Here is a 26,726-nt window from a genome sequence, read left to right as displayed (position 1 = left end):
CAACGTTTATGTCCTCCCGTGAAAACACCGGCATGCTGCTCGGCCTGCTGGGTGTAGTGATCTTCAGCCTGACCCTGCCCTTCACCCGCGTCGTGGTGCAGGAAATCCATCCGCTGCTCAACGGCCTCGGTCGCGCCCTGATCGCCGCCCTTCCGGCGGCGGCGCTGCTGCTGTGGCGTCGGGAAAAGTGGCCGACCTGGCGCCAGGTCAAAGGCCTGTCACTGGTGATCATCGGGGTCATCCTGGGTTTTCCGGTACTCTCGGCCTGGGCCATGCAGACCCTGCCGGCCTCCCACGGCGCCCTGGTCAATGGCCTGCAACCCTTGTGCGTGGCGTTGTACGCGGCCTGGTTGTCCCACGAGCGGCCATCAAAGGCCTTCTGGGCTTGCGCGGCCCTGGGCAGTGCGCTGGTGCTGGGTTATGCGCTGATCAGCGGGGCCGGGAGTATCCAGCCCGGAGACCTGTTGATGATCGGCGCCATCGCCCTCGGCGGCCTGGGCTATGCCGAGGGCGGTCGCCTGGCCCGGGAGATGGGCGGTTGGCAAGTGATCTGCTGGGCGCTGGTGCTGTCGGTGCCGATCCTGATCGGCCCGGTGCTGTACCTGGCCTGGCAGCACCAGGGCGCGATTTCCGGCAAGACCTGGTGGGCCTTCGGTTATGTGGCGTTGTTCTCGCAGTTTCTCGGCTTTTTTGCCTGGTACGCCGGGCTCGCCCTGGGCGGTATCGCCCGGGTCAGCCAGATCCAGCTGTTGCAGATTTTCTTCACCATTGCCTTTTCGGCGCTGTTCTTCGGCGAACACGTCGAGCCGATTACCTGGCTGTTTGCCGGTGGCGTGATCATCACCGTGATGCTCGGGCGCAAGACCAGCGTCCGCCCGGCGCAACCGGGCGGTTTGCCGGCGGGGGTTCAGCTCAAGTAGCCGTCGGCCCGCAGCAGGGTTTCCAGGCAGTGCTCCTGGATGTGATAGAACGCCTTCAACTCCTCGATCTTCACCAACAATTGCGCCGGGTCCACAGGCTCGGCGCGCTTGACCGCGAGGATCATCTTGTTCTTGTTGGTGTGTTCCAGGGAAATGAACTCGAAGACCTTGGTCTCGTAGCCGCAGGCTTCCAGGAACAGTGCGCGCAAGCTGTCGGTGACCATCTCCGCCTGCTGCCCCAGGTGCAGGCCATATTGCAGCATCGGCTTGAGCAACACCGGACTCTGGATCTGCAAGCGGATCTGCTTGTGGCAGCACGGCGAGCACATGATGATCGCCGCGCCGGAGCGGATACCGGTGTGGATCGCATAGTCGGTGGCGATATCGCAGGCATGCAAGGCGATCATCACTTCCAGTTCGCTCGGCGCCACGCTGCGCACATCGCCACATTTGAACACCAGCCCCGGATGCTCCAGGCGCGCCGCCGCCGTATTGCACAGGTTGACCATGTCTTCGCGCAACTCGACCCCGGTCACCTGGCCTTCGACCTGCAAGGTATTGCGCAGGTAATCGTGGATGGCAAAGGTCAGGTAGCCCTTGCCCGAACCGAAGTCCGCGACCCGCACCGGCTGGTCGAGCTTGATCGGCGAGTGGCTCAGGGCATGGGAAAACACTTCGATAAATTTGTTGATCTGCTTCCACTTGCGCGACATCGCTGGAATCAGCTCGTGCTGCGGGTTGGTCACCCCCAGGTCGGTGAGAAATGGCCGGCTGAGTTCCAGATAGCGGTTCTTCTCGCGATTGTGCTCGGCGGACGGCACTTCCCGCGTCTGCTGGGCCTTGCCCTTGAACAGGGTGCTCTTGCCCTTTTTGCTGTACTCCAGCTGCACTTCGTCGGTGAGTGACAGCAGGTGCGCGTTCTTGAAGGACGCCGGCAGCAGCCCGGCGATGATCGCCTGGCCTTCGGCGAGGGCGAAGTTCTTGGTGATATCACGGGTCTTGTAGCGATAGACAAAGGACAGGCACGCCTGCTCCTTGACCGTCACCTGCTTGATGATCAGCCGTTGCAGGTCCGCTTCGTCGCCCACGTACTTGGCCAGCACCAGCTTGATAAAAGCGTTCTGCGCCAGACCGGTCTCGAGCAACTCGAGAAACTGTGCGTGATGGTCCGGCACGGACTGGGCGGGGGTTGCAGTAGCTGACATGTAAAGGGCGCCTCGGGCGTGCGGGAGTCGGATCAGGGAATAGCGGCTATTGTATCAGCCCAACAGGACCAACCGGTTAGGCAACTCGTTGCGTGCCTGGGTCACCGGCACATGAGACTTGAGCAGTTCGCCGCAGGACTCGATGCAGCTGATAAAGCCCTGCAAGGTCTGCCCCTGCCTGACCCGCTCGGTGAAGGCCTTGACGATGGGCTCCCAGGCGCTGTTGTCGAGCCGCTGGGAAATCCCCTTGTCCACCAGGATTTCGACATGGCGCTCGGCCTCACAGACAAAGATCAGGATACCGGTACCGCCGACGGTATGGTGCAGGTTCTGTTCGAGAAACTGCCGCCGCGCCAGGTTCGATGCCCGCCAGTGCCGCACCGATCGCGGAATCAGCCGGCTGGTGATCGACGGGATGCGGAACACCAGGCACAACACGATAAAGCTGCTCCACTGCACTGCCAGCAGGCTGTGGCTGTTCAGCCAGCCGAAGACGAAGTTGAGCAGCCCGGGGACCAGCAGCGCCGCCAGGCTGGCCCACAGCAACGGGATATAGGCATAGTCGTCGGCACGCCGCGCCAGCACCGTCACCAGTTCCGCATCGGTCTGCTGCTCGACCCGGGTAATCGCTTCGGCAACCTGCCGTTGTTCGTATTCAGTCAGTAAGGCCATGGTTGTGCACACTCTCTAATAATGATGGATTACCAACTGCCCGATGATCCGCCGCCACCGAAACCGCCACCGCCACCGCTGAAGCCACCGCCGGAACGTCCGCCACCGCCGCCGCCAAAACCTCCCGATCCGCCCCTCGGGCCATAGCCCATCAGTTGCATCATCGCGCAGATCAGCACGAAGAGAATCATGAGGAAGCCGATCAGTACCGGGTGCCGAGATCCGAAATCCCCTTCGGGCTCGGTTTTCTCCACCAGCGGGCTGCCCAGGACCTTGAGCATCGCGTCGACCCCGGAACTGATGCCGCTGGAAACATGGTCGCGTTTGAACTGCGGCACGATCAACTGGTTGATGATCAAGGATGACTGGGCGTCGGTCAGGCGGTCTTCCAGGCCATAACCCACTTCAATGCGCACCTTGCGCTCGTCCCGGGCGACGATCAGCAGCGCGCCGTTGTTCTTGTCCTTCTGGCCGATGCCCCAGTGACGCCCCAACTGGTAACCGTAATCCTCGATGGTCGCGCCTTGCAGGTTCGCCACGGTGACCACCACGATCTGCTCGCCGGTGGCCTTCTCATGGGCCTGCAACTGCTGATTCAAGGCCTCGCGCACCGGCGCGTCGATCATCTGGGCGCTGTCCACCACCCGCCCGCTCAATTCGGGAAACTGCAAATCGGCCCTGGCCGTCAGCGCCAGCGTGCAGAGCAACAGCCACAGGGCACCTTGGAAAATACGCATGCCTACCTCGTTCGTGATGAAGCAGGATCCAGCGCTGCCACAATTCAGCACGGCAACGCCCATCGGGTTACTGGAACTTCACCTGCGGTGCTTTATCGGCGTCCTGGGCGGTCGCCTCGAACGTCGGGCGCAACGGCAGGTTGCTGTACATCAGGCTATGCCAGAGGCGGCCGGGAAAGGTGCGGATCTCGGTGTTGTACTTTTCCACACTGAGGATGAAGTCACGTCGCGCCACACTGATACGGTTTTCCGTGCCTTCGAGTTGGGACTGCAGGGCCAGGAAGTTCTGGTTTGACTTCAGATCCGGGTATCGCTCCGAGACCACCATCAGACGACTGAGGGCGCCGGTCAACTGGCCCTGGGCGTCCTGGTACTGCTTGAGCTTCTCGGGATTATCCAGGGTGCTGGCATCGACCTGGATCGAGGTGGCCTTGGCCCGCGCCTCGACCACCGCGGTCAGGGTTTCCTGCTCCTGTTTGGCGTAACCCTTGACCGTTTCCACCAGATTCGGGATCAGGTCCGCGCGCCGCTGATACTGGTTCTGTACCTGGGCCCAGTTGGCCTTCACCTGTTCATCATAAGTGGGAATATTGTTGATGCCGCAGCCGGCCAGCAACGTCGCCAGCAATGCCAGTGCGGCGAATCTGCAACTCGAACGTAAGCCCTGTTGTGCCTGCATGCTCGAAACCCTCCTTGAAACGTTAAAAAGAGAAAAATCCCAGGATTTTTCGTACGCGGGACTCAGGCATAATCCGCCACCGCCACTGGAATGTGTGAAGCCAATCAGCTAAAAGATGCCCAGCGCGAAAAACAGTTCACAACTGTGCTGGATTATTAGCACAACAAGAGTCGCTCCCTACAACTAAACAGCCCGGCTAGTGCGCAACGATTGATCGCCGGACCGGGCCCCCGAGATAATCATTCATGAAGAAGCTGTGTTTGCTGGGCCTCGCTATTGGCCTGGCCAGTCTCCCGGTAGTGGCTGACACAAAGCCCGCCTCCCTGGAAAACAAGGACGCTTTCATCGCCCAGTTGATGAAGCAGATGACCCTCGAGGAAAAGATCGGCCAATTGCGTCTGATCAGTATTGGCCCGGAAATGCCCCGGGAACTGATCCGCAAGGAAATCGCCGCGGGCAACATCGGCGGCACCTTCAACTCCATCTCCCGCCCGGAAAACCGTCCGATGCAGGACGCCGCCATGCGCAGCCGGTTGAAGATCCCGATGTTCTTCGCCTATGACGTGATCCACGGCCACCGGACCATTTTCCCCATCAGCCTGGGCCTGGCGTCGAGCTGGGACATGGACGCCATCGGCCATTCCGGACGCATCGCCGCCCAGGAAGCCAGCGCCGACAGCCTGGACATCACCTTCGCGCCGATGGTCGATATTTCCCGCGACCCGCGCTGGGGCCGGACCTCCGAGGGCTTCGGCGAGGACACCTACCTGGTCTCGCGCATCGCCCAGGTGATGGTCCACGCCTACCAGGGCAAGAGCCCGAGCGAACCGGACAGCATCATGGCCAGCGTCAAGCACTTCGCCCTCTATGGCGCGGTCGAAGGCGGTCGCGACTACAACGTGGTCGACATGAGCCCGGTGAAAATGTACCAGACCTACCTGCCGCCTTATCGCGCCGCGATCGACGCCGGCGCCGGCGGGGTGATGGTTGCCCTGAACTCGATCAACGGCGTGCCCGCCACTTCCAACACCTGGCTGATGCAGGACCTGCTGCGCAAGGACTGGGGTTTCAAGGGCCTGGCGGTGAGCGACCACGGGGCGATTTTCGAACTGCTCAAGCACGGCGTTGCCAAGGACGGGCGCGAAGCGGCCAAGCTGGCGATCAAGGCCGGCATCGACATGAGCATGAACGACTCGCTGTATGGCAAGGAGCTGCCGGGGCTGATCAAGTCTGGTGAAGTGCCGCAGAGCGACCTGGACAACGCCGTGCGTGAAGTGCTCGGCGCCAAGTACGACATGGGCCTGTTCAAGGACCCGTACCTGCGTATCGGCAAGGCCGAGGATGATCCGGCCGACACCAATGCCGAAAGCCGCCTGCACCGCAGCGATGCCCGCGACATGGCACGCCGCAGCCTGGTCCTGCTGAAGAACCAGGGCCAGACCCTGCCACTGAAGAAGTCGGCGAAGATCGCCCTGGTCGGCCCGCTGGCCAAGGCCCCGATCGACATGATGGGCAGCTGGGCCGCCGCCGGCCTGCCGGCGCAATCGGTCACCCTGTATGACGGCATGAGCCGCGCCCTGGGCGACAAGGGCCAACTGGTCTATGCCCGCGGTTCGAACATCACCGCCGACAAGAAGGTCGTGGATTACCTGAACTTCCTCAACTTCGCGGCGCCGGAAATCGTCGATGACCCGCGCCCGGCGCAGCAGATGATCGACGAAGCGGTCAAGGCCGCCGAGCAGGCCGACGTGGTGATCGCCGCGGTGGGCGAGTCGCGGGGCATGTCCCACGAGTCGTCGAGCCGTACCGACCTGAATATCCCGGCCAGCCAGCGTGAACTGATCAAGGCCCTCAAGGCCACCGGCAAGCCGTTGGTGCTGGTGCTGATGAACGGCCGTCCGCTGACCATCGGCCACGAGCAGGACCAGGCCGCTGCCGTGCTGGAAACCTGGTTCAGCGGCACCGAAGGCGGCAACGCCATTGCCGACGTATTGTTCGGTGACTACAACCCGTCGGGCAAGCTGCCGATCACCTTCCCACGCTCGGTCGGCCAGGTACCGATGTACTACAACCACCTGACCATCGGTCGTCCGTACACCCCAGGCAAGCCGGGCAACTACACCTCGCAGTATTTCGACGAGGAAAACACCCCGCTGTACCCCTTCGGCTATGGCCTGAGCTACACCGACTTCAGCCTGAGCGACATGGCGCTGTCTTCGACCACGCTGAACAAGAGCGGCAAGCTCGATGCCAGCATCACGGTGAAGAACACCGGCAAGCGTGATGGCGAGACAGTGGTGCAGCTGTATATCCAGCAGGTCGCCGGTTCCATGATCCGTCCGGTCAAGGAACTGAAAAACTTCCAGAAGGTGATGCTCAAGGCGGGCGAGCAGAAGGTCCTTCACTTCAGCATCGACGAGGAAGACTTGAAGTTCTACAACACCCAGTTGAAGTACGCCTCGGAGCCGGGCAAGTTCAACGTGCAGATCGGCCTGGACTCCCAGGATGTGACGCAGCAGAGTTTCGAGTTGTTGTAAGCCCTGCCACTGACCGCTCTTGTGGGAGCGGTGCTTGCCCGCGAAGCTTTTGGCGACCTCAAGGTCCCTTTCGCGGGCAAGCTCCGCTCCCACAAGTCAGCGCCTAGCTGATTCGACATGCTATCTTTCCCGCCCCTCCCCAAGCCTGTCGTTGCCCGTATGTCGCCGCTTCCTCGTCCCCTGCGTCTGGCGTTCTACACTCTGCTGATTGTCGCCGGTACCGTCCTGGCCGCCGGCTGGGCCGTGCATCGCGCCGAACAACAGGCCCTGGTCGACGACGCCTCGCGGGGCAAGATGCAACTGACGCTTTACGCCAACGCCCTGCACACCCTGATCGAACGCTACCGCGCCCTGCCTGCCGTGCTCGCCCTCGACCCGCAATTGCGCACGGCCCTGGCCGGCCCCATCGATGCGGCAGAACAGGACGCCCTGAACCGCAAACTGGAACGGATCAATGGCGCCGCGCGCTCTTCCACCCTGCAACTGCTGGATCGCAATGGCCTGTCGGTGGCTGCCAGCAACTGGAGCCTGCCGAGCAGCTACGTCGGTCACAACTACGGCTTTCGCCCTTACTTCAACCAGACCCGCGTCGAAGGCAGCGGGCACTTCTATGCCGTGGGCGTGACCAGTGGCATTCCCGGTTATTTTCTCGCCAGCGCGGTAACCGGCGACAACGGCGAATTCCTCGGCGCCATGGTGGTGAAACTGGAGTTCCCGGAACTCGAGCGTGAGTGGAGCAAGGGCAACGACACCCTGCTGGTCAGCGATGCCCGCGACATCGTGTTTATCGCCAACCAGCCCGGCTGGCGCTATCGCCTGCTGCGCCCGCTGCGTGACAATGACCGCAGTGAAATCGGCAGCACCCGGCAATATGACAAGCAATCCCTCAGCCCCCTCGAATACCGCCCCTTGCGAATGTTCGGCGACAACAGTTACCTGACCCGGGTCGACGGCCCGGACGGCAGTGCCGACTACCTCTGGGAGTCGCAGCCACTGCCTCCGGAAGACTGGACCCTGCACCTGCTGCGCAAACCGCAGATGGCCGCCGAGGAACGACGCAATGCCGCACTCGCCGGTGCCGGCCTGTGGCTGGCCCTGGTGTTTCTGCTGCTGTTCCTCAGCCAACGCTGGCGCCTGTCGCGCCTGCGCCAACGCAGTCGCGAAGAGCTGGAGCGTCTGGTGGAGGAACGCACCCGCGACCTGCGCACCGCCCAGGACGGTCTGGTGCAATCGGCCAAACTGGCGGCGCTGGGGCAGATGTCCGCCGCCCTGGCCCATGAAATCAACCAGCCGCTGACCGCCCAGCGCATGCAATTGGCGACCTTGCGCCTGCTGCTCGACCATGGCCGGATCGAGGACGCCTACCAGGCCCTCGCCCCCCTGGATCAGATGCTGACCCGCATGGCGGCCCTCACCGGTCACTTGAAGACCTACGCCCGACAAAGCCCCAGCGGCCTGCGTGAGCCCCTCGACCTGGCCGGCGTGGTCGATCAGGCGTTGCAACTGCTCGACCCGCGTCTGCGTGAAGACGCGGTCAGCACGGTGCTGCATCTGACCCGCCCGGCCTGGGTCCGGGGCGACGCGATTCGTCTGGAGCAGGTGCTGATCAACCTGTTGCGCAATGCCCTGGATGCCATGCACGACAAACCGCTCAAGCGCCTTGAAATCCGTATCGAAGCCCGCCCACCGGTATGGCTGCTGACCGTGGGCGACAGCGGCGGTGGGATTGCCGAGGAACACCTGGGCAAGGTCTTCGACCCGTTCTTCACCACCAAACCGGTAGGCGATGGCCTCGGCCTGGGCCTGGCGGTGTCCTACGCCATCGTCCATGAACTGGACGGTCGCCTGAGCGTCGACAATCGCCACGGCGGCGCCCACTTCAGCCTGACCCTGCCCATTGCCCCGGAGATGGACACTCGATGAACGCCGTGATCGTGGTCGATGACGAAGCCAGCATCCGCACAGCTGTCGAGCAATGGCTGAGCCTGTCGGGTTTCCAGGTGCAGACCTTCAGCCGCGCCGAAGAGTGCCTGGCGCAACTGCCCCGGGATTTCCCCGGGGTGATCCTCAGCGACGTGCGCATGCCCGGCATGGGCGGCCTGGAATTGCTGGCGCGTTTGCAGGCACACGACAGCGATCTGCCGGTGATCCTGCTGACCGGTCACGGCGACGTGCCCATGGCGGTGGAAGCCATGCGCGACGGTGCCTACGACTTCCTGGAAAAACCCTTCAGCCCGCAGACCCTGCTCGCCAGCCTCGCCCGGGCCATGGAGAAACGCCGCCTGGTGCTGGAGAACCGCCAGTTGCATCAACAGGCCGATCACCGCTCCCGACTCGAGCGCAGCCTGCTGGGGGTTTCCCGCAGCCTGCAAACCCTGCGCCGGCAGGTGCTGGAGCTGGCGGCGCTACCGGTCAACGTGCTGATCCGTGGTGAAACCGGCAGCGGCAAGGAACTGGTTGCCCGTTGCCTGCATGATTTCGGGCCGAGGGCCGCCAAGCCGTTTGTCGCCCTCAACTGCGCGGCGATTCCCGAGGCCTTGTTTGAAGCCGAGTTGTTCGGTCATGAAAGCGGGGCTTTCACCGGGGCCCAGGGCAAGCGTATCGGCAAGCTGGAATACGCCGATGGCGGCACCTTGTTTCTCGACGAGATCGAAAGCATGCCGCTGGCCCAGCAGGTGAAGCTGCTGCGGGTGTTGCAGGAGCAGAAGCTGGAGCGGCTGGGTTCGAACCAGAGCATCGCGGTGGACCTGCGTATCGTCGCCGCGACCAAACCCGACTTGCTGGACGAGGCCCGGGCCGGGCGCTTTCGCGAGGACCTGGCCTATCGGCTGACGGTGGCGCAGTTGCGCCTGCCGCCGTTGCGCGAGCGTCGCGAAGATATCCCGTTGTTGTTCGAGCACTTCGCCTACGGTGCGGCCGAGCGAATGGGGCGGCCCTCGACGCCGCTGAGCGGGCCGCAGTTGAGCCGCCTGTTGAGCCATGACTGGCCGGGCAATGTGCGGGAACTGGCGAATGCCGCCGAACGTTCGGTACTCGGCCTGGGTGAGTCGGAGCCTGACGCAATCGATCCAGGCCAATCCCTCGCGGCGCAGCAGGAGGCCTTTGAAGCGCAATGCCTGCGTTCGGCCCTGACCCGGCACAAGGGCGACGTCAAGGCAGTACTCGAAGAGCTGCAACTGCCACGCCGCACCTTCAATGAAAAGATGCAACGTCATGGCCTGGCGCGCGAGATGTTCCTCAAGGACGACTGAACCCCTGCCTGGAAAACACCGCCTATCAACCTGTGGGAGCGGAGCTTGCCCGCGAAGCTTTTAGCGTTCTCAAGGGCCTATTCGCGGGCAAGCTCCGCTCCCACAGGTTGTGCCGTGTTTGTCTGGTTCATGTTTCATCCAGCACATCCCGCATCGGCGATTTTCCGCTTATTGATTTATCGCCCATGAGCGGATTTCCGCTCACCCAATCCCGCCAGCCCCTCTAAACCGGGCCTTCCGCCGTTGGCACAGCTCCTGCTATAGCCCTGGCAGGCCGCGCTCGCGCGCGCTCCACAAAAACAATGACTTGAAGGTTCCCTGATGGAAAACTCCTCTACCCTGCCCCTGGGGTCGGCGGCCGCGCCGGCCAAAGAAAGAACCACCTCCAGCCGTCTGAAATCGATCTTCAGCGGTTCGGTCGGCAATATGGTCGAATGGTACGACTGGTACGTCTACGCCGCGTTCTCGCTGTACTTCGCCAAGGTCTTCTTCCCCAAGGGCGACACCACCGCCCAACTCCTCAACACCGCCGCGATCTTCGCCGTGGGCTTCCTGATGCGCCCGATCGGCGGCTGGCTCATGGGCCTCTACGCCGACCGCAAGGGCCGCAAGGCCGCGCTGATGGCCTCAGTCCTGCTGATGTGCTTCGGCTCCCTGATCATCGCCCTCACCCCGGGCTATGAAACCATCGGCGTCGGCGCCCCGATCCTGCTGGTGGTCGCCCGCCTGATGCAGGGCTTGTCGGTCGGCGGCGAATACGGCACCTCGGCCACCTACCTCAGCGAGATGGCGACCAAGGAACGTCGCGGCTTCTTCTCCAGCTTCCAGTACGTGACCCTGATCTCCGGCCAACTCATCGCCCTGGCGGTGCTGATCGTGCTGCAACAGACCCTGACCACCGAACAGCTGCAAGCCTGGGGCTGGCGGATTCCGTTCGCCATCGGCGCCCTGTGTGCCGTGGTCGCGCTCTATCTGCGTCGCGGCATGGAAGAAACCGAGTCCTTCACCAAGAAGAAAGAAGAACCTAAAGAAAGCCTGATGCGCACCCTGATGCGTCATCCCAAGGAGCTGATGACCGTGGTCGGCCTGACCATGGGCGGCACCCTGGCGTTCTACACCTACACCACCTACATGCAGAAATATCTGGTGAACACGGTCGGCATGAGCATCTCCGACTCCACCACCATTTCGGCGGCGACGCTGTTCCTGTTCATGTGCCTGCAACCGCTGGTCGGTGCGCTGTCGGACAAGATCGGCCGGCGGCCGATCCTGATTGCCTTCGGTATCCTCGGTACGCTGTTTACCGTGCCGATCCTCAGCACCCTGCACACCATCCAGACCTGGTGGGGCGCGTTCTTCCTGATCATGGCGGCGCTGATCATCGTCAGCGGCTACACCTCGATCAACGCGGTGGTGAAGGCCGAGCTGTTCCCCACTGAAATCCGTGCGCTGGGCGTCGGCCTGCCGTATGCCCTGACCGTCTCGATCTTCGGCGGTACGGCGGAATACATTGCGCTGTGGTTCAAGAGCGTCGGCATGGAAACCGGCTACTACTGGTACGTGACGGCCTGCATCGCCTGTTCGCTGCTGGTGTACGTGACCATGAAAGACACCCGCAAGCATTCGCGGATCGAGACCGACTGAGTGACCTGGAAACCGGCGATATACCCCGGTCTATTGCCGTACTCAAAACCTTGTAGGAGCAGGGCTTGCCCGCGAAGCTTTTGGCGGTCTTGAGGCCCCTTTCGCTGGCAAGCCAGGCTCCTACAAGGTTCGGCGTTGTTTTCAAGACCTCGTTCCCCCGTTCACTCGCGTCCTTACAGGGCGATCTCGGCGCATTTCTGCGCAATCGCAAAAGAATTATCGGCATTAATAGCCAGTTAATTTCCAAGCGACATTCTGAACCTACGTTAAATCGACCTGGCCCCGGCCCCTTGGCATCACGTTGAATACCGACCTTTTCTGGCGCCATACATATCGATTTATACGATTGATTTAAGCGTTTATTTGCGCTTTTTAATCAAATTTACAAGCGTAAAATCACTTCCACACCCACTGAACAAAACGAACACCTTTAGGAGCAACCACCATGAAAACCAAACTGATCCTCGCCTTGACCCTCTCGGTACTGGCTGCCAACACCTTCGCCGCCGATGGTTATGACAAAACCCCAGGCGGTGCCTACACCGTAGCGGCCGATGGTTACGACAAGACTCCGGGCGCCAACGCTGTTGCCGCTGACGGTTACGACAAGACTCCAGGTGCCAACGCTGTTGCCGCTGACGGTTACGACAAGACTCCAGGTGCCAACGCTGTTGCCGCTGACGGTTACGACAAGACTCCAGGTGCCAACGCTGTTGCCGCTGACGGTTACGACAAGACCCCAGGTGCCAACGCTGTTGCCGCTGATGGTTACGACAAGACCCCAGGTGCCAACGCTGTTGCCGCTGACGGCTACGACAAGACTCCAGGCGCCAACGCTGTTGCCGCTGACGGCTACGACAAAACCCCTGGCGCTGCCGCCATCAGCTAATCCGTGCGTTAGCCTTGCAGCCCGGCTTCGGCCGGGCTTAGTTGTTTCTGGGGATCCTGAAAATGCCACGCCCCCTTGTAGGAGCCGGCTTACTGGCGATGACGGCCGATCAGACGACGCAAGACTCCCTGGCCTCATCGTCAGCAAGCAGGCGCCTGCAAGGGCCAACACCTATCGCATTTCCCCGCGACGCATCGCACACTGTCGCCTTCCCTTGATGATCCGATCCCTGGAAACCCTCGAACCATGTCCGACGCCATCCACTACTACGAACCCGCCAACGGCCACGGCCTGCCCCACGACCCGTTCAATGCCATCGTCGGCCCACGGCCCATCGGCTGGATTTCCTCGCAGGATGCACAGGGCCACCTGAACCTGGCGCCCTACAGTTTTTTCAACGCGTTCAACTACATTCCGCCGATCGTCGGCTTCGCCAGTGTCGGCCGCAAAGACAGCCTGAACAACATCGAACAAACCGGCGAGTTCGCCTGGAACCTCGCCACCCGGCCCCTGGCCGAAGCCATGAACCAGAGTTCCGCGGCCGCGCCCGCCGAGGTCGATGAATTCGAACTGTCCGGCCTCACGCCCGCCGCCTCGCGGATCATCAAGGTGCCACGGGTACAGGAAAGCCCGGTGTCATTCGAATGCAAGGTCACCCAGATCATTCAACTGCAGCGGGCCGATCAGGCGTTGGTGCCTACCTGGCTGGTGCTCGGCGAAGTGGTCGCCGTGCATATCGCCAAGTGGCTGCTCAAGGATGGGGTCTACGACACCGCCGCCGCCGAACCGATTCTGCGCGGCGGTGGCCCGGCGGACTACTTCCAGTTGGGCCCGGAAGCCTTGTTCAAGATGTACCGTCCACGCGCCTAGTGACCAGCGCACGTCCGTGCAGGAGCCAGCTTGCTGGCGATGGCGGCCGAATGAGCGTTGCAAGGCTCAAGGGCCTCATCGCTGGCAAGCCAGCTACAAGGGACCGTGCCCGGCAGAGGATCAGCTGCAAACCTAGGCGACAGACCAGGCCAACTCACCCTCTTCGTCGACATCAGCCAGTCGCGCAAGCTCTTGCGCGGCAGCCTCGTCGGCCTCGAAGGCGGTCTTGAACTTCTGTTCATCGAGTATTTTGTGAAACCGTGGTGCACCGGAACCGTCCAGGGCTTTCACGGCAATCGCCGCGCTATAACCGCCCTCACCGGGAACCACCGCCGAAACGGCTTCGAAGTGTGTGAATGCTTTACGTGCCATGCCTGTTATCCCGGCCAATTGATTGGCCGGCATTCTAAACCTTCAGCTGGCCAACTGCTGCAAGGCACCTGCGCTGGACAGATGAAAATCGCACTGGGCCCGGGCCGCGCTGACATCGCTGAAGGTATGGAAGTCGAAGCTGTCGACCACCAGGTCCTGGACCAGCTCGGCAAAGACCTGCATGGCCGGGGTATTGAAGTAGGCCGTCATGGCCGGTTGGTTGACCCAGAATCCGGACACCAACCACAGGTCGGCATCGGCCAGGGAGTGCTGCAGGGAAAATTGCAGGCAACCGGGGGCCTGGCGGGAGGGTTCGATCAGGCTGCTCAGCCGTGCGCCCAGCTCGGCGGAACGCCCAGGGCGTGCACGAACAAAGGCCATATGACTGACGGGGATAGGCTTGGACATGCGCGACGCTCCCGAAGAGAAGTTGTACTCGCTCAATCAGCCCGGGGACTGACTGCGACAGGAACAGAGATTAGAGTGTTTGCCGAGGGGTCGTTAGTCGATTCCTGCCGGCTTATTGCACAATCCTGCCGCGACGCCGATTCCCGCCAGCGCCGAGGCCCCCGGACTGCCCTCCCCCTCCCCACCGCGTTTTGAGCAACTTCCCGGCGCCTGGCCGCCTGTAATATGACCGTCATATGAAAAGACTGCAGAATCAGGCAAGAATTGCGCAGTATTGTCCTGGCGCTACGGCTTGCCCAAACTTAAGCTTGCCCCATTCGCAATCACCTCCAGGGCCCGCCATGTCCTTGCTCGATCAACCCCAAGTCCCCCTGCCGGTAGAAATGGAAAAGTTGCGCGCGGAGCTGGCCGAGATCATCTACCGCAACACCGGTGAAGACGGCAGCTACGCCACCGCGGTGGGCTCGCTGCACCTGTCGCGCCATGGCCAGCCCCACGAATTCTCCCCGGTACTGGCCCAGCCGGCCCTGTGTGTCATGGCCCAGGGTCGCAAGGAAGTACGCCTGGGGGATGAGAACTTTGTCTACGACCCGCTGAACTACATGGTGGTCTCGGTTTCCATGCCGATTTGCGGGCGGATCACCAGTGTCTCGCCGGAACACCCGATCCTCGCCTTGCGCGTGGATATCGATCCGGCCGAAATCAGTGCCTTGATTGCCGAGGCCGGTCCCATGGGCGTGCCCAGCCGGCCCACCGGGCGCGGCTTGTATGTCGAGCGCCTGGACACACAGATGTTCGATGCCCTGCTGCGCCTGACCCGCCTGCTCGACAGCCCGAAAGACATCAACATGCTCGCGCCGCTGATCCGTCGGGAAATTCTCTATCGACTACTGCGCAGCCCCCAGGGCTACCGGCTGTATGAGATCGCCATCGCCAATAGCCAGAGCCACCGGGTCAGCCAGGCGATCAAGTGGTTGAACGGCAATTTCGAACAACCGCTGCGCATCGACAGCCTGGCCCGCGAGGCCAACCTGAGCGTGTCGACCCTGCACCACCGGTTCAAGGCGATGACGTCCATGAGCCCGTTGCAGTACCAGAAGCAGCTGCGCCTGCAGGAAGCGCGGCGGCTGATGCTGATCGAAGGCCTGGACGCCTCGGCGGCGGGCTACCGCGTGGGCTATGAAAGCCCCTCGCAGTTCAGCCGCGAATACAGCCGGCTGTTCGGCGCGCCACCGCTGCGCGACCTGGCGCGGTTGCGCCTGAGTGTCTAGGCGCTAAGCCGCCAGTACACGACACGCCTCGGCCGGGATGGTCACCGAGACCCTATGCCCCACCCCCAGGCCGATGCCCTGGCACGGCGTGCTCAGCGCCGTGAACGACACGCCGGAACACTCGACGATGGTTTCAATGGTCGAGCCGATATCGCGGACGAAGATCACCGTGCCGAGCAGACGATTGTGCCCTGCCGTCGACTCGGGCGTGGAGAGTTGCAGGTCTTCCGGACGCACCAGCATCCGCACCTGCTTGCCGGTCTCGACACCTGCGCTGCTCGGTACCTCGATGCTCTCGCCTCCTGGCAACCCGATCCTTCCGCCGCCCAGCACGGTGGCCGGAAAGATATTGCCCGAACCGATAAAGTCGGCGACGAACTCGTTGGCCGGGTGCCGATAGATCTCGATCGGCGTGCCCACCTGCTGCACCCGATGCTCGCCCAGCACCACCACGATATCGGCCATGGTCATCGCCTCGCGCTGGTCATGGGTGACCATGATGGTGGTGATGTTCAGGCGCTGTTGCAGCTGGCGGATTTCCACCTGCATCGATTCGCGCAACTTGGCATCCAGCGCCGACAGCGGCTCATCCAGCAGCAGGAGCTTGGGCCGCGCGGCAATCGCCCGGGCAATCGCCACCCGCTGGCGCTGGCCACCTGAGAGCTTGGACACCGGCCGGTCGATCATCTCGCTCAGTTGAATCAGTTGCAGCAGTTCGACCACCCGCGCCTGCTGTTCGGCCTTGCCGACCCCGCGCAGCTTCAGCGGATAGGCGATGTTCTCGCCCACGGTCATATGGGGAAACAGCGCCAGGGACTGGAACACCATGCCGAAGTTGCGCAGGTGCGCCGGGGTCTGGCCGATGTCCTCGCCGTCCAGGCGGATCTCGCCACCGCTGAGGGTTTCCAGGCCGGCAATCATCCGCAGCAAGGTGGTCTTGCCGCACCCCGAAGGGCCGAGGAAGCACACCAGCTTGCCCTCGGGCAGGTGCAGATTGACGTCCTTCACCGCACAGGCCATGCCGTAGTGTTTTTCGACGTTTTCCAGAATCAGTCCAGTCATGTTGCTTACCTCAAGAAATCAGAAGGAAACGCCGCCCTCGCCCACCAGCTTCTCCAACGCCCAGATCAGGACGAAGTCGATCAGCACGATCAGCACGGCAAAGGAGAAAACAGTAGGGTCCAGGGACGAGACGGTGCGGCTGTACATCCAGATCGGCACGGTCATCACGTCGATGGTGTAGAGGAAATAGGTCACGGTGAACTCGTTGAACGAGACGATGAACGCCAGCAGCATCCCGGCGAGAATCCCCGACTTCATCAACGGCACCACCACATCGAGGATCGCCCGCTGCGGCGAAGCACCGAGCATCTGCGCCGCCTCCTCGACCTCGCTGCCGATGGAGAGCATGGCCGCCGTGCAGTTCTTCACCACGAAGGGCAAGGCCAGGATCACGTGGGCAATCACCAACCGCGAGAAGCTCATCTGGAATGGCAGGCTGTCGAACACCAACAGCAACGCCAGGCCCAGCACCACCATCGGAAACACCAGGGGCAGCGACATCAGTTGCAACGCCACGGCCTTGCCACGAAATTCGCAACGCACCAGCGCATAAGCGGCGGGCACCGCCACCAGGGTCGCAAACACCATGGTCAGGCAGGCCACCAGCAAACTGGTGGTCATCGCCTTGCCCAGGCTCAGTACATCGCTGCTATCGGGTGAGACGAAGGTCTGCCAGGCCGCGCGATACCATTGCAGGCTGTAGCTGCTGGGCGGGAAGTCGAGGTTCGAGGCACCGCTGAAGGACATGACGATCATGGTCAGGATCGGCAGCACCGCCAGCAGCAGGATGATCCCCGAAAGAATCCCGGCGAAGCGCCCGGTCTCCCCCGGCAGGATCGACAGGCGTTTGGACGACGACAGGCTCATTGGCAGGACTCCAGCATCCGGCGCCGACGGCCGGTGACGTATTCGGACAAGGTCATGATCGCCAGGGTGGTGATGATCAGGACCACGCCGGCCGCCGAAGCCGCCGGCCAGTTCATCAGCGGGGCAATCTGGTCATGGACCATCACCGCCAGCATCGGTACACGCCGACCGCCCAGCAGCAGGGGCACGACAAAGCTGCTGGCGTTGTAGGCGAACACCAGGGTCGCGCCAGTGATGATGCCCGGCAGGCTCATCGGCAGGACCACTTGGCGAAACACCTGGAAGCGGCTGGCGCCGAGGGTCGCGGCGGCCTCTTCGTAGGTGCGGGCGACACCGCGCATGGCGCTGGCGATCGGCAGGACCGCAAGGGGAAAAGCGGTCTGCACCAAGCCCATCAACACGCCGTTCTGGTTGTATAGCAGCATGATCGGGCGCTTGATCAGGCCCAGGCCCATCAGCGCCTGGTTGAGCATGCCGCCGGGACCGAGAATCACCAGCCAGCCATAGCTTTGCAGCAAAAGGTTGACCAGCAGCGGCAGGAGCACCGCGGCGAGGAAGATTCGCCGCAGAAACGGCGAGGTCAGGCGCGACATGGTGTAGGCCACGGGGATCGCCAGCAGCACCGCGATCACGGCGCTGAACAGCGCCAGGCGCAGGGTCAGCAGCAACGACTTGAGGTAGTAGGGTTCAAGCAGTTGCGCATAGCTGGCGAGGCTGAAGCCGGTCCATTCGGCGCCCTTGGTGCCGACGCTCATCCTTAGCACCAGCAGGCTGGCGAGGATCAGCACGGCAAGAAACAGCATCGACGGCGAAAGGAAAAGCCAAGCCCGGGCGGTGGGCGAAATCCCCGTAGAGGGACGCGGCAAAACCACGCCGACCGGCCGGGTCAGAGGTTGGTGTTCCATAAAAAGAGTCTCGACTGAGAGAAATCATCAACAAGGCAGAAGCTGGCGGACACGCCTGATCGCCAGGATTGAACGCGGTCCCTTGTAGGAGCCTGGCTTGCCAGCGAAGGCGTCCTCAAGAACGCCAAAAGCTTCGCGGGCAAGCCGGGACGACGGACCGCCTGCTCCTACAGGTTGCGCGGTGTCTTCGAATCCTGGCGCGACCTGAACCTCAGGACGAAAAGATTTCCGTATAGCGGCGAATCCACTGGTCATGCACCGTCGCCAGGAAAGCGTTGTCGTGCATGATGGCCTTATCGGCAATCTGCTCCGGCGTCAGGATGTACGGGCTTTTGCGCGCTTCGGCGGAGATGATCGCCTTGGCATTGACTGGACCGTTGAAGATGTCTTCGGCCATCTTGCCCTGCACCAGCGGGTCGAGCGAATGGTCGATAAAGGCGTAGGCCAGGTCGGTATCGCCAGGGCGATTCTTCGGCATCACCGAGAGCATCAGGTCGGTGTAGAAGCCTTCCTTCATACCGAATGTGGCACCCAGGCCGTAGGCCGGATCACGGATCTGTTTCGGAAAGAACGCCGGGGCATACAGGCCGCCCAAGTCCAGGGAGCCGGTACGGAACAGCTCGGCGATCTGGTTGGGGTTTTCCCCGAGGGTGACCACGCGGTCCTTGAGCTCGGCGAGCTTCTTGAAGCCCGGCTCGATATTGTGCTCGTCGCCACCGGCCAGCTTGGCGGCGATGATGATCAGGTCCATGGCCTCGGTCCAGTTCGGCGGCGGCAGGAACAGATTGCTGGCGAAGTCCTTGTCCCACAACGCCGCATAACTGTCCGGCGCCTCTTTCACGGTGCGGGTGCTGTAGACCAGGCTGTTGCACCAGAGCAGGTAGCCGATGCCATGGCCGTTGGCGCCGGTACGGTATTTTTCCGGCACGTCGACCAGGTTGGGAATTCGGTTCAGATCGGGTTTTTCCAGGAGCCCGGCAGCGGCCAGGCCTTCGGCGCCGACACCGGCCAGGGTGATGATGTCGTACTGCGGACGATCACCGCCGGCCTTGAGCTTGGCGACCATTTCCGAGGTGCTGCCGGTGCGGTCGGCGATGACCTTGGCGCCGGTCTTGGCCTCGAAGGTCGCGGCGATATTGCGCAGGGCGGCAAGGCCGGTGTCATCGGACCAGGTCAGCAGCTTCAGGGTCTTGCCCTGGAAGCGGGTGTCGCTGGCATTGGCCCGGATAAACGGCATGCTCATGGCGGCGGCGGCCACCGAAGCGACGCCCACGGTCTTGATGAACTGCCTTCTGTTCAGGTCGTACTGGCCCATTTCGGACTCCCTTTATTCTTTTAGGTATGAGGTCGGTCGCAACGTCTGCGGCCGGTCTTCGATCTCGCTGGAGCCCCCGTGGACCGTGGGTCGTAGCTGAGTCGGCGGGTTCATCCTGAGGTCGCCTGGGACCGGCAACAATCGAAAGTTTGTCATTGAAGCCATGCACTCGGCGCATGCCTCATTTCGAGGCATGCACTGCCCTGTTTTACAGGGCGCGAATCACATGTTTGATTTCCTGGAAGGCCTGCAAGCCCCAAGGCCCCAGCTCACGGCCCAGGCTGCTCTGCTTGTAGCCGCCCCAGGCGGTTTGCGGGAAGATCACCTGCGGCGCGTTGATCCATACCAGCCCGGCCTGCAAGGCATTGGCGATACGTTGCGCGGTCTGGGCATTGCTGCTGACCACGCTGGCCACCAGGCCGAACTCGCTGTCGTTGGCCAGCGCCAACGCCTCGGCCTCGCTGGTAAAACTGCGCACACAGAGCACCGGGCCGAAAATCTCTTCACGCCATAACGCACTGTCCAGGGGCACTTCGGTGAAGATGGTCGGTCGCAAAAAATAACCGCGCGCGAGCTCCGGCGGACGTCCGCCGCCACAGACCAGTCGGGCACCGACACTCAGGCCACGGTCGATATGAGCGAGCACACGCTGGTATTGCGCCTGGTTGACCAGCGCGCCCATTTCCACCTCGGGGTCGAACGGGTCCGCCACACAAATGGCCTCGGCCCGCGCAGTGAGGCGCAGCAGGAATTCATCGGCGATCTCCTCCGCCACCAGCACCCGGCTGGTGGCCGAGCACATCTGCCCGGCATTGAAGAAACCGCCGCCACTGGCGAGCTCAACCGCCAGATCGAGGTCGGCATCGGCCATCACCAGCAGCGCCGATTTGCCCCCCAGTTCCAGGCTGACGCCCTTCACGGTTTCCGCTGCCCGCTGCATCACCTGGACTCCCACCGCATTGCTGCCGGTGAAGGAAATCTTCGCCACCCGAGGGTCGGCCGCCAATGGTGCGCCGACGGCCAGGCCGGTGCCGCAGACCAGGTTGAAGACCCCGGCCGGCAAGCCGCTCTCAGCGATGATCGACGCCAGTTCCAGCTCCGGCAGCGGCGTGACTTCCGACGGTTTGAGCACCACGCAGCAACCGGCGGCCAGGGCCGGAGCCAGCTTCCAGGCAGTGGTGACCATCGGGAAATTCCACGGCACGATCAGCCCCACCACCCCGCACGGCTCGCGGCGGACATGGGCGGCGAAGGCGTCGCTGGGCAGCTCGACCGTTTTGTCCTGCTGCCCGTCGAGGGCCTCGGCCAGGCCCGCGTAATATTCGAAGGTGGCAATCACATCATCGACATCGATGCCCGCCTCGAACAGCGGTTTGCCGTTGTTGCTCGACTGCAGGTGCATCAGGGTTTCGCGGCGCTCGCGCACGCCCTCGGCAATCCTGCGCAGTACAGCGCCACGCTGTGCCCCGGTGGTCGCCGACCAACCGGCAAAAGCCCGGTTCGCCGCGCTCACCGCCTGATCCACCGCCTGCCCATTGCCACCGGAAACGCTGCCGAGCAGAGCCTCAGTCGCCGGATTGATCACCCGTAGCTGTTCGCTGCCGGAACGCCATTGGCCGTCGATATAGAGGCCGTCCTGATTCATTTGCGCTTTCATCACCAGGCCTCCCCTTCCATCCACAGGTGCTGGTCGATTTCGATCAGGGTCGGTCCCTGGCGATCCGCGGCGGCCTCCAGGGCGCTACGCAAGGTCTCAACACCGGAAACGGCCTCGGCCACGCAACCCAGGGCCCGGGCCACACCGATAAAGTCCGGGGTATAAATATCCACGCCAACCGGGGTGATAGCGCGATTGACCATGTATTTCTTGATCTCTTCGTAGCCCTGGTTGTTCCACAGCAGCACGATGATCGGGGTCCGCGCTTCCACCGCACTGGCCAGTTCCGACAGGGTGAACTGCAAGCCGCCATCGCCGATCAGGCAGACCACAGGAGGCCGCTGGCTGCGTTCGCTGGCGCCGCCCAACCAGGCACCGATGGCCGCCGGCAAGGCATAACCGAGGGTGCCGTAGCCGGTGGACGAGTTGAACCAGCGCCGTGGGTGCTCCGGGTTCAGGGTCAGGTTGCCGGTGTAGACCGGTTGGGTCGAGTCACCCACCAGCACCGCCTCCGGCAACACCTCGAGAACGGTGTTGAGGAATTGCGTCTGGGCACGGGTCGGAGCGTCCCAAAGCGCATCCAGTTCGGCGCGCAAGGCGGCAGCGCGTTGCGGTCCCCAATCGCCTTGGCGTGCAGCCAGCGCCTGGCCTTCGACGGCGGCGAGCAACGCCTCGGCGGCGGTCCGCGAATCGGACACCAGCGCGACCTTGGGCGGATAGTTGCGCACGGTCTGATCCGGGTCGATATCGACCCGCAGCAAGGTGCCGGGAATCTCGAAACCACCGGCAAAGGTGATGTCGTAGTCGGTTTCCGCCAGCTCCGTGCCGATGGCCAGGACCACGTCGGCATCCGCCACCAGGGCACGGGTCGCGACCATGGATTGGGTCGATCCGATCAGCAGCGGATGGCGCGACGGCAACATGCCCTTGGCGTTGATGGTCAGGGCCACCGGAGCCTCCAGCCGCTCTGCCAACCGGGTCAGCGCGGCGGCCGCATCGATGGCACCGCCACCGGCGAGGATCAGCGGATGGCGGGCCTTGGCCAGCAGTTCGGCCATTTGCGCGATCGCCGCGGGGGCGGCGCCGGCACGGGTAATCTGCACCGGCTGACTGTCGAGCAAGGCATCGGCGTTTTCCACCAGTACATCGAGAGGAATCTCGATATGCACCGGACGCGGCCGCCCGGCCTGGAACAGCGCGAAGGCCCGGGCCAGCACCGCCGGCAATTCGGACGCCGACATCAGCGTATGGGAGAACGCTGCAACACCCGCGACCAGCGTGCCCTGGTTCGGCAACTCGTGCAGCTTGCCGCGCCCACCGCCCAGTTGACTGCGGGACTGGACGCTGGAGATCACCAGCATCGGGATCGAGTCGGCATAGGCCTGGCCCATCGCCGTGGTGATATTGGTCATGCCGGGGCCGGTGATGATAAAGCACACACCCGGCTTGCCGCTGGTGCGGGCATAGCCGTCGGCCATAAAGCCGGCGCCCTGTTCATGGCGCGGCGTGACATGCTCGATGCTCGATGATGCCAGCCCGCGATAGAGCTCCACGGTATGCACGCCGGGAATGCCGAACACCTGCTCGACCCCGTAACCTTCCAGTAACTTGACCAATACTTCGCCGCACGTCGCCATCTGTCCCGCCCTTCTTGTTCGTATAAGCCATGCTGCCGATGAGCACAGCGATAGGGTTATTGGAGCGTTTGGCCGATGGCGGGCACAAGGCAAAAATAGTCATACTAGGCATGTCCTGTCGTCATGCCTGAGCTGCCCCGCCATGAAACGTCCGCCACCGCTGCCCGCTCTGCATACCTTCCTGGTCACCGCCCAGTGCTGCAACTTCACCCGCGCGGCCGAGCTGCTGCACATCACCCAGGGGGCGGTGAGCCGGCAGATCGCCGGGTTGGAGAGCCACCTGGGTTATGCGCTGTTCCAGCGCCAGGCCCGTGGCCTGAGCCTGACGGCCCAGGGCCGCGAGTTGTTTCCGCGGATCCAGCAGGTGTTCAACCTGATCGACGAAGCGGTGGATCAGGTCGGCGCCCGGCGCGAGGCCCTGCAACTCAAGGCCCCGACCTGCATGATGCGCTGGCTGCTGCCACGCCTGTTGCAATGGCAGAAGGAGCGCCCGGACGTGCCCGTGGAGCTGACCACCACGGTGCAGCACGCGGTGGATTTCCGCCGGGAAGAATTCGATGCCGCCGTGGTCTATGGCCCGGCGCCGGGGCCCTCGGTGGCGTCTCACCATCTGTTCGACGAGCAACTGACGCCGGTTTGCTCACCGCAACTGCTGGAAGGTCCGGTGCCGCTGAACAGCTTCGCCGACCTCGAGCAGCATATGCTCCTGCATCCCACGCGCGACCAACGGGACTGGGAAGCCTGGCTCAAGGTCGCGGGCGCGCGGGTCAGCAATATCAGCAAGGGACAGCATTTCGACACCCTGGACCTGGCGATGAGCGTGGCATCCCAGGGCACGGGCGTGGCAATTGGCGATTGGGCGTTGATCGGCGAGGACCTGAGTGCCGGAAGGCTGGTCATGCCGTTCGATCTGCGGGTGCGCACCGGGCAGGCGTATTACCTGGTCTACCCGGAACGGGCCGGGACGGCGCCAGAGTTGCGGGAGTTGATGGAGTGGCTGGTGGCGCAGGCGGCCGCGCGGGTTTGATAAGACCTGCAGGAGCCGGCTTGCTGGCGATGCAGACGCCGCGGTGTCTCAGACAGACCGCGTTATCGTTCATCGCCAGCAAGCCGGCTCCCACGGGAGGCACGGTGTATCGCTAAAACTCAGTAGCCGACGGCGAAGCGCTGACGCGAGTGTGCCGGTTTCTCGACTTCATCCAGCAGGGCGATGGCGTAATCGGCAAAGGTGATCCAGCTGCGACCTTCGGCACTCACCAGCAGGTCATCCTTGCCCAGGCGGAAGTGCCCGGTACGCTCGCCTTCGACAAACTCCGCCGACGGCGACAGAAAGCTCCAATCAAGTTCCTTTTCCTGGCGCAAGCTCTCAAGGAACTCCGCCCCCGCACTGGCCTCAGCCTTGTACTCCGCCGGAAAGCCCGGGCTGTCGATCACCCGACCGCCACCTGGCAACAGCAGCGAACCGGCACCGCCGACCACCAGCAGGCGCTTGACCCCGGCCTTCTTCACCGGACCGATCACCGCCGCGGCCGGCAGGGTGGCGAAATGCGCGGCGCTGATCACCACATCGTGACCGGCAACCGCCGCTTCCAGCGCCGCGGCATCCAGCGCATCGACCGCCTTTTTCACCACACCGGCACGCTCGGCGATCTTCGCCGGGTTACGGGCAATGGCGGTCACGCTGTGGCCGCGACGCAGGGCTTCTTCCAGCAACTGGCTACCGGCACGGCCGGTGGCACCAATGATTGCAATCTTGCTCATGACACTCTCCAGTTCCAATCGAATGACGCTGTGCGTCGAGGGGGCCTTCCCGCCCAGGGAGCAGGAAGGCTGATCTACAGATACGTCCAATCAACAGGTGAGCGAACTCACCACTTCATCTCGCCCTTGGCGACCTTGGCGCTGAGCTCCAGGGAGGACTCCTCGCCGAGGCCCGGATAACGCTTCTTCATCGCCGCAATCAGTTCAGCGGAATCCTTGGCCTTGGCGGTCTCTTCGTCGAAGGCCTTGATGTAGTCCGCGGTAAATTGCACCGCCGCAAGGGAACGCGAGCTGTCGCCAAGGAAATGACCGGGCACCAGGGTCTTGGGTTTCAGCGCCTGGATGTGTTGCAGCGTTGCCAACCAGGCCCGATGGGACTGCGCGGTCTGGGTGTCGGCCATCCACACATGGATGTTTTCCGCCACCACCACACCGCCCACGACCGCCTTGATCGACGGAATCCAGACAAAGGTGCGATCCGGTTGCTGGCTGTTCAAACCGATAACTTTCAGCTCACGCCCTTCCAGCGTCAGGCGATCGCCCTTGAGCACCTGGGGCACCACCGTGTGCGCCGGCACATCGGCGCCCATTTTCGGCCCCCAGAAAGCCAGCTTACCGTCGACGGTGGCCTTGATATGCGCCACGGTCGGCGCCGATGCCAGCACCTTGGCCTGGGGGAACGCCTGGGTAAGGGTATCCAGGCCGAAGTAGTAGTCCGGGTCGCCATGGCTGATGTAGATGGTGGTCAGTTGCTTGCCGCTGGCGCGGATTTTCTCCACCAGTTGTTCGGCCTGGGATTTGCCGAACTGGGCATCCACCAGGATTGCCTCCTTCTCACCGCTGACCAGCACCGAACTCACCGGGAAAATCGCCGAGGTCCCAGGATTGTAGACATCCAGGGTCAAGGCCGGCTGGGCTGCCGCCGCGTGGGCGACAAAACCCAGGGTGGCGCTGGCGAGCAAGAGGCGACGAAACAAAGACAATCCGATCATGTGCAACTCCGAGATCTGTTGGCCGTGATGGCGATGAACAGAGCTTAGTTGCCCGAACCGATACAAAAAATGCGATGCTGGAACATAGTTTGTTTCTGAAAGTGGTCAAATCATGGATCGTCTTACAGCAATGCGGGTATTCGTCACGGTGGTCGACCTGGGCAGCCAGTCGGCGGCGGCCGACCATCTGGACCTGTCGCGCCCAGTGGTATCGCGCTACCTCGCGGAGCTGGAGGACTGGGTCGGCGCCCGGCTGATGCACCGTACCACCCGCAAGCTGAGCCTGACCGCCGCCGGCAACGAAACCCTGCCACGCTGCCGCCAGATGCTGGAATTGTCGGCGGACCTGCAAGCCGCCGTCAGCGTACCGGACGAGGCGCCGCGCGGGCTGTTGCGGATCAGCGTCAGCACCTCATTCGGCCTGGCACAACTGGCCGATGCCATGGCCGAATACGTCAAGCATCATCCGGGTGTCAGCGTCGACCTGCAGATGCTCGACCGCACGGTGAACCTGGTGGACGAGCGCATCGACCTGGCGATTCGCACCAGCACCGAGCTGGACCCGAACCTGATCGCCCGCCGACTGACCGTCTGTCGCTCGGTGATCTGCGCTTCCCCGGCCTATCTGCGCGAACATCCGGCGCCGCAGCGGGTGGAAGACCTGAGCCGACACAACTGCCTGACCCACTCCTACTTCGGCAAAAGCCTCTGGCATTTCAAGCAGGACGGAGAACAGGTTTCAGTGCCGGTGCAGGGCAATATCAGCGCCAACGAGGCCAGCACCCTGATGCAGGCGGTGATCGCCGGGGCCGGTATCTCGATGCTGCCCACCTACCAGGCAGGGGCCTATATCAAACGAGGCGAATTGGTGCGCCTGCTGCCCCAGGCCGAACCGATACTGATGAACATCTATGCGGTGTACGCCTCACGCAAACACATGCCGGCGACGCTGCGCAGCATGCTCGACTTCCTGGTGCGGCGCTTTCCCGAAGTGCCACTCTGGGACGAGGGATTATAAGGACTGGCCGATCCACCGGCTGAATAGCGCACCGACGATATGCCAGGTATGACTGGC

The 26,726-nt window shown here is 62.9% G+C and carries 24 protein-coding genes; 10 read left to right on the top strand and 14 right to left on the bottom strand.

The features are described from left to right. Positions 1 to 8: 8 nt before the first annotated feature. Positions 9 to 920: a DMT family transporter gene (locus M5C71_RS10700; RefSeq protein WP_103498157.1), complete on the top strand. Its 912-nt coding sequence runs from the start codon at positions 9 to 11 to the stop codon at positions 918 to 920. Here the strand turns inward: M5C71_RS10700 and M5C71_RS10695 are convergent. The 4 genes from M5C71_RS10695 to M5C71_RS10680 all read right to left on the bottom strand — a co-directional run bounded on the left by M5C71_RS10695 (position 908) and on the right by M5C71_RS10680 (position 4,213). Further along, positions 908 to 2,125: an SAM-dependent methyltransferase gene (locus M5C71_RS10695; protein WP_103498156.1), complete on the bottom strand. Its 1,218-nt coding sequence runs from the start codon at positions 2,123 to 2,125 to the stop codon at positions 908 to 910. The two genes, M5C71_RS10700 and M5C71_RS10695, sit on opposite strands and share 13 nt — an antisense overlap. A 54-nt stretch (positions 2,126 to 2,179) precedes the next feature. After that, positions 2,180 to 2,797: a hypothetical protein gene (locus M5C71_RS10690; RefSeq protein WP_103498155.1), complete on the bottom strand. Its 618-nt coding sequence runs from the start codon at positions 2,795 to 2,797 to the stop codon at positions 2,180 to 2,182. A 29-nt stretch (positions 2,798 to 2,826) separates the two neighbouring features. Then, positions 2,827 to 3,534, bottom strand: coding sequence for a TPM domain-containing protein (locus tag M5C71_RS10685; RefSeq protein WP_248767798.1), 708 nt, complete (start codon positions 3,532 to 3,534; stop codon positions 2,827 to 2,829). A gap of 67 nt (positions 3,535 to 3,601) precedes the next feature. Beyond that, the gene (locus M5C71_RS10680; protein ID WP_248745100.1) at positions 3,602 to 4,213 is read right to left on the bottom strand and encodes a LemA family protein; all 612 of its coding nucleotides are present in this window, start codon (positions 4,211 to 4,213) and stop codon (positions 3,602 to 3,604) included. A gap of 245 nt (positions 4,214 to 4,458) precedes the next feature. Between M5C71_RS10680 and bglX the strand changes: the two genes are divergently transcribed. From bglX to M5C71_RS10650, 6 genes are all read left to right on the top strand, one after another. Next, positions 4,459 to 6,750 carry a beta-glucosidase BglX gene (bglX, locus tag M5C71_RS10675; RefSeq protein ID WP_248767797.1) on the top strand — a complete coding sequence of 764 codons (2,292 nt, stop codon included), beginning with the start codon at positions 4,459 to 4,461 and terminating at the stop codon, positions 6,748 to 6,750. 159 nt (positions 6,751 to 6,909) lie between these two features. After that, the gene (locus M5C71_RS10670; RefSeq protein WP_248767796.1) at positions 6,910 to 8,673 is read left to right on the top strand and encodes an ATP-binding protein; all 1,764 of its coding nucleotides are present in this window, start codon (positions 6,910 to 6,912) and stop codon (positions 8,671 to 8,673) included. Next, the gene (locus M5C71_RS10665; RefSeq protein WP_103498150.1) at positions 8,670 to 10,001 is read left to right on the top strand and encodes a sigma-54 dependent transcriptional regulator; all 1,332 of its coding nucleotides are present in this window, start codon (positions 8,670 to 8,672) and stop codon (positions 9,999 to 10,001) included. The genes M5C71_RS10670 and M5C71_RS10665 overlap by 4 nt, the downstream gene beginning before the upstream one ends. 321 nt (positions 10,002 to 10,322) lie before the next feature. After that, positions 10,323 to 11,645 carry an MFS transporter gene (locus M5C71_RS10660; RefSeq protein ID WP_103498149.1) on the top strand — a complete coding sequence of 441 codons (1,323 nt, stop codon included), beginning with the start codon at positions 10,323 to 10,325 and terminating at the stop codon, positions 11,643 to 11,645. 445 nt (positions 11,646 to 12,090) lie between these two features. Beyond that, positions 12,091 to 12,534 (top strand): hypothetical protein, encoded by a 444-nt coding sequence (locus M5C71_RS10655; protein ID WP_248767795.1) that lies wholly within the window; start codon positions 12,091 to 12,093, stop codon positions 12,532 to 12,534. A 246-nt stretch (positions 12,535 to 12,780) separates the two neighbouring features. After that, complete coding sequence (locus M5C71_RS10650) at positions 12,781 to 13,404, top strand: flavin reductase family protein (protein WP_248767794.1); 624 nt, start codon at positions 12,781 to 12,783, stop codon at positions 13,402 to 13,404. A gap of 132 nt (positions 13,405 to 13,536) precedes the next feature. Here M5C71_RS10650 and M5C71_RS10645 read toward each other — a convergent pair whose 3' ends face one another. Then, positions 13,537 to 13,776, bottom strand: coding sequence for a hypothetical protein (locus M5C71_RS10645; protein WP_248767793.1), 240 nt, complete (start codon positions 13,774 to 13,776; stop codon positions 13,537 to 13,539). Between the two features lie 42 nt (positions 13,777 to 13,818). Further along, on the bottom strand, positions 13,819 to 14,184 hold the full coding sequence (locus M5C71_RS10640; protein ID WP_100938753.1) for an antibiotic biosynthesis monooxygenase family protein: 366 nt from the start codon (positions 14,182 to 14,184) through the stop codon (positions 13,819 to 13,821). A gap of 341 nt (positions 14,185 to 14,525) precedes the next feature. Here M5C71_RS10640 and M5C71_RS10635 point away from each other — a divergent pair, with 341 nt between their 5' ends. Further along, positions 14,526 to 15,455, top strand: coding sequence for an AraC family transcriptional regulator (locus M5C71_RS10635; protein WP_103497877.1), 930 nt, complete (start codon positions 14,526 to 14,528; stop codon positions 15,453 to 15,455). A 3-nt stretch (positions 15,456 to 15,458) separates the two neighbouring features. On the opposite strand, the gene M5C71_RS10630 is transcribed toward M5C71_RS10635, so the two are convergent. The 6 genes from M5C71_RS10630 to M5C71_RS10605 all read right to left on the bottom strand — a co-directional run bounded on the left by M5C71_RS10630 (position 15,459) and on the right by M5C71_RS10605 (position 22,898). Next, positions 15,459 to 16,517, bottom strand: coding sequence for an ABC transporter ATP-binding protein (locus M5C71_RS10630; RefSeq protein ID WP_248767792.1), 1,059 nt, complete (start codon positions 16,515 to 16,517; stop codon positions 15,459 to 15,461). Between the two features lie 18 nt (positions 16,518 to 16,535). After that, complete coding sequence (locus M5C71_RS10625; protein ID WP_152738047.1) at positions 16,536 to 17,384, bottom strand: ABC transporter permease; 849 nt, start codon at positions 17,382 to 17,384, stop codon at positions 16,536 to 16,538. Beyond that, positions 17,381 to 18,289 (bottom strand): ABC transporter permease, encoded by a 909-nt coding sequence (locus M5C71_RS10620; protein ID WP_103497883.1) that lies wholly within the window; start codon positions 18,287 to 18,289, stop codon positions 17,381 to 17,383. Before M5C71_RS10620 ends, M5C71_RS10625 begins: the two co-directional genes overlap by 4 nt. Positions 18,290 to 18,500: 211 nt before the next feature. Continuing rightward, entirely contained in the window at positions 18,501 to 19,604 is a 1,104-nt protein-coding gene (locus M5C71_RS10615; protein WP_103496369.1) for an extracellular solute-binding protein, read from the bottom strand. 208 nt (positions 19,605 to 19,812) lie between these two features. Beyond that, positions 19,813 to 21,261, bottom strand: coding sequence for an aldehyde dehydrogenase family protein (locus tag M5C71_RS10610; RefSeq protein WP_103496368.1), 1,449 nt, complete (start codon positions 21,259 to 21,261; stop codon positions 19,813 to 19,815). Further along, on the bottom strand, positions 21,261 to 22,898 hold the full coding sequence (locus M5C71_RS10605; protein ID WP_248767791.1) for a 5-guanidino-2-oxopentanoate decarboxylase: 1,638 nt from the start codon (positions 22,896 to 22,898) through the stop codon (positions 21,261 to 21,263). The genes M5C71_RS10610 and M5C71_RS10605 overlap by 1 nt, the downstream gene beginning before the upstream one ends. A 142-nt stretch (positions 22,899 to 23,040) precedes the next feature. Here M5C71_RS10605 and M5C71_RS10600 point away from each other — a divergent pair, with 142 nt between their 5' ends. Further along, positions 23,041 to 23,925 (top strand): LysR substrate-binding domain-containing protein, encoded by an 885-nt coding sequence (locus M5C71_RS10600; protein WP_248767790.1) that lies wholly within the window; start codon positions 23,041 to 23,043, stop codon positions 23,923 to 23,925. A gap of 119 nt (positions 23,926 to 24,044) precedes the next feature. On the opposite strand, the gene M5C71_RS10595 is transcribed toward M5C71_RS10600, so the two are convergent. Then, entirely contained in the window at positions 24,045 to 24,659 is a 615-nt protein-coding gene (locus M5C71_RS10595; protein WP_152738037.1) for an NAD(P)-dependent oxidoreductase, read from the bottom strand. Between the two features lie 107 nt (positions 24,660 to 24,766). Next, a complete protein-coding gene (locus tag M5C71_RS10590) occupies positions 24,767 to 25,651 on the bottom strand; it encodes an MBL fold metallo-hydrolase (protein WP_152738034.1) in 885 nt (294 codons plus the stop codon). A gap of 112 nt (positions 25,652 to 25,763) precedes the next feature. Here M5C71_RS10590 and M5C71_RS10585 point away from each other — a divergent pair, with 112 nt between their 5' ends. Further along, on the top strand, positions 25,764 to 26,669 hold the full coding sequence (locus M5C71_RS10585; protein WP_103496363.1) for a LysR family transcriptional regulator: 906 nt from the start codon (positions 25,764 to 25,766) through the stop codon (positions 26,667 to 26,669). Positions 26,670 to 26,726: the final 57 nt, after the last annotated feature.

Source organism: Pseudomonas sp. MWU12-2345 (genome assembly GCF_023242385.1).
Classification (GTDB): domain Bacteria; phylum Pseudomonadota; class Gammaproteobacteria; order Pseudomonadales; family Pseudomonadaceae; genus Aquipseudomonas; species Aquipseudomonas gingeri_D.
Note: the sequence above shows the minus strand (reverse complement) of the source record. Positions and strands in the feature narration are given on the sequence as shown.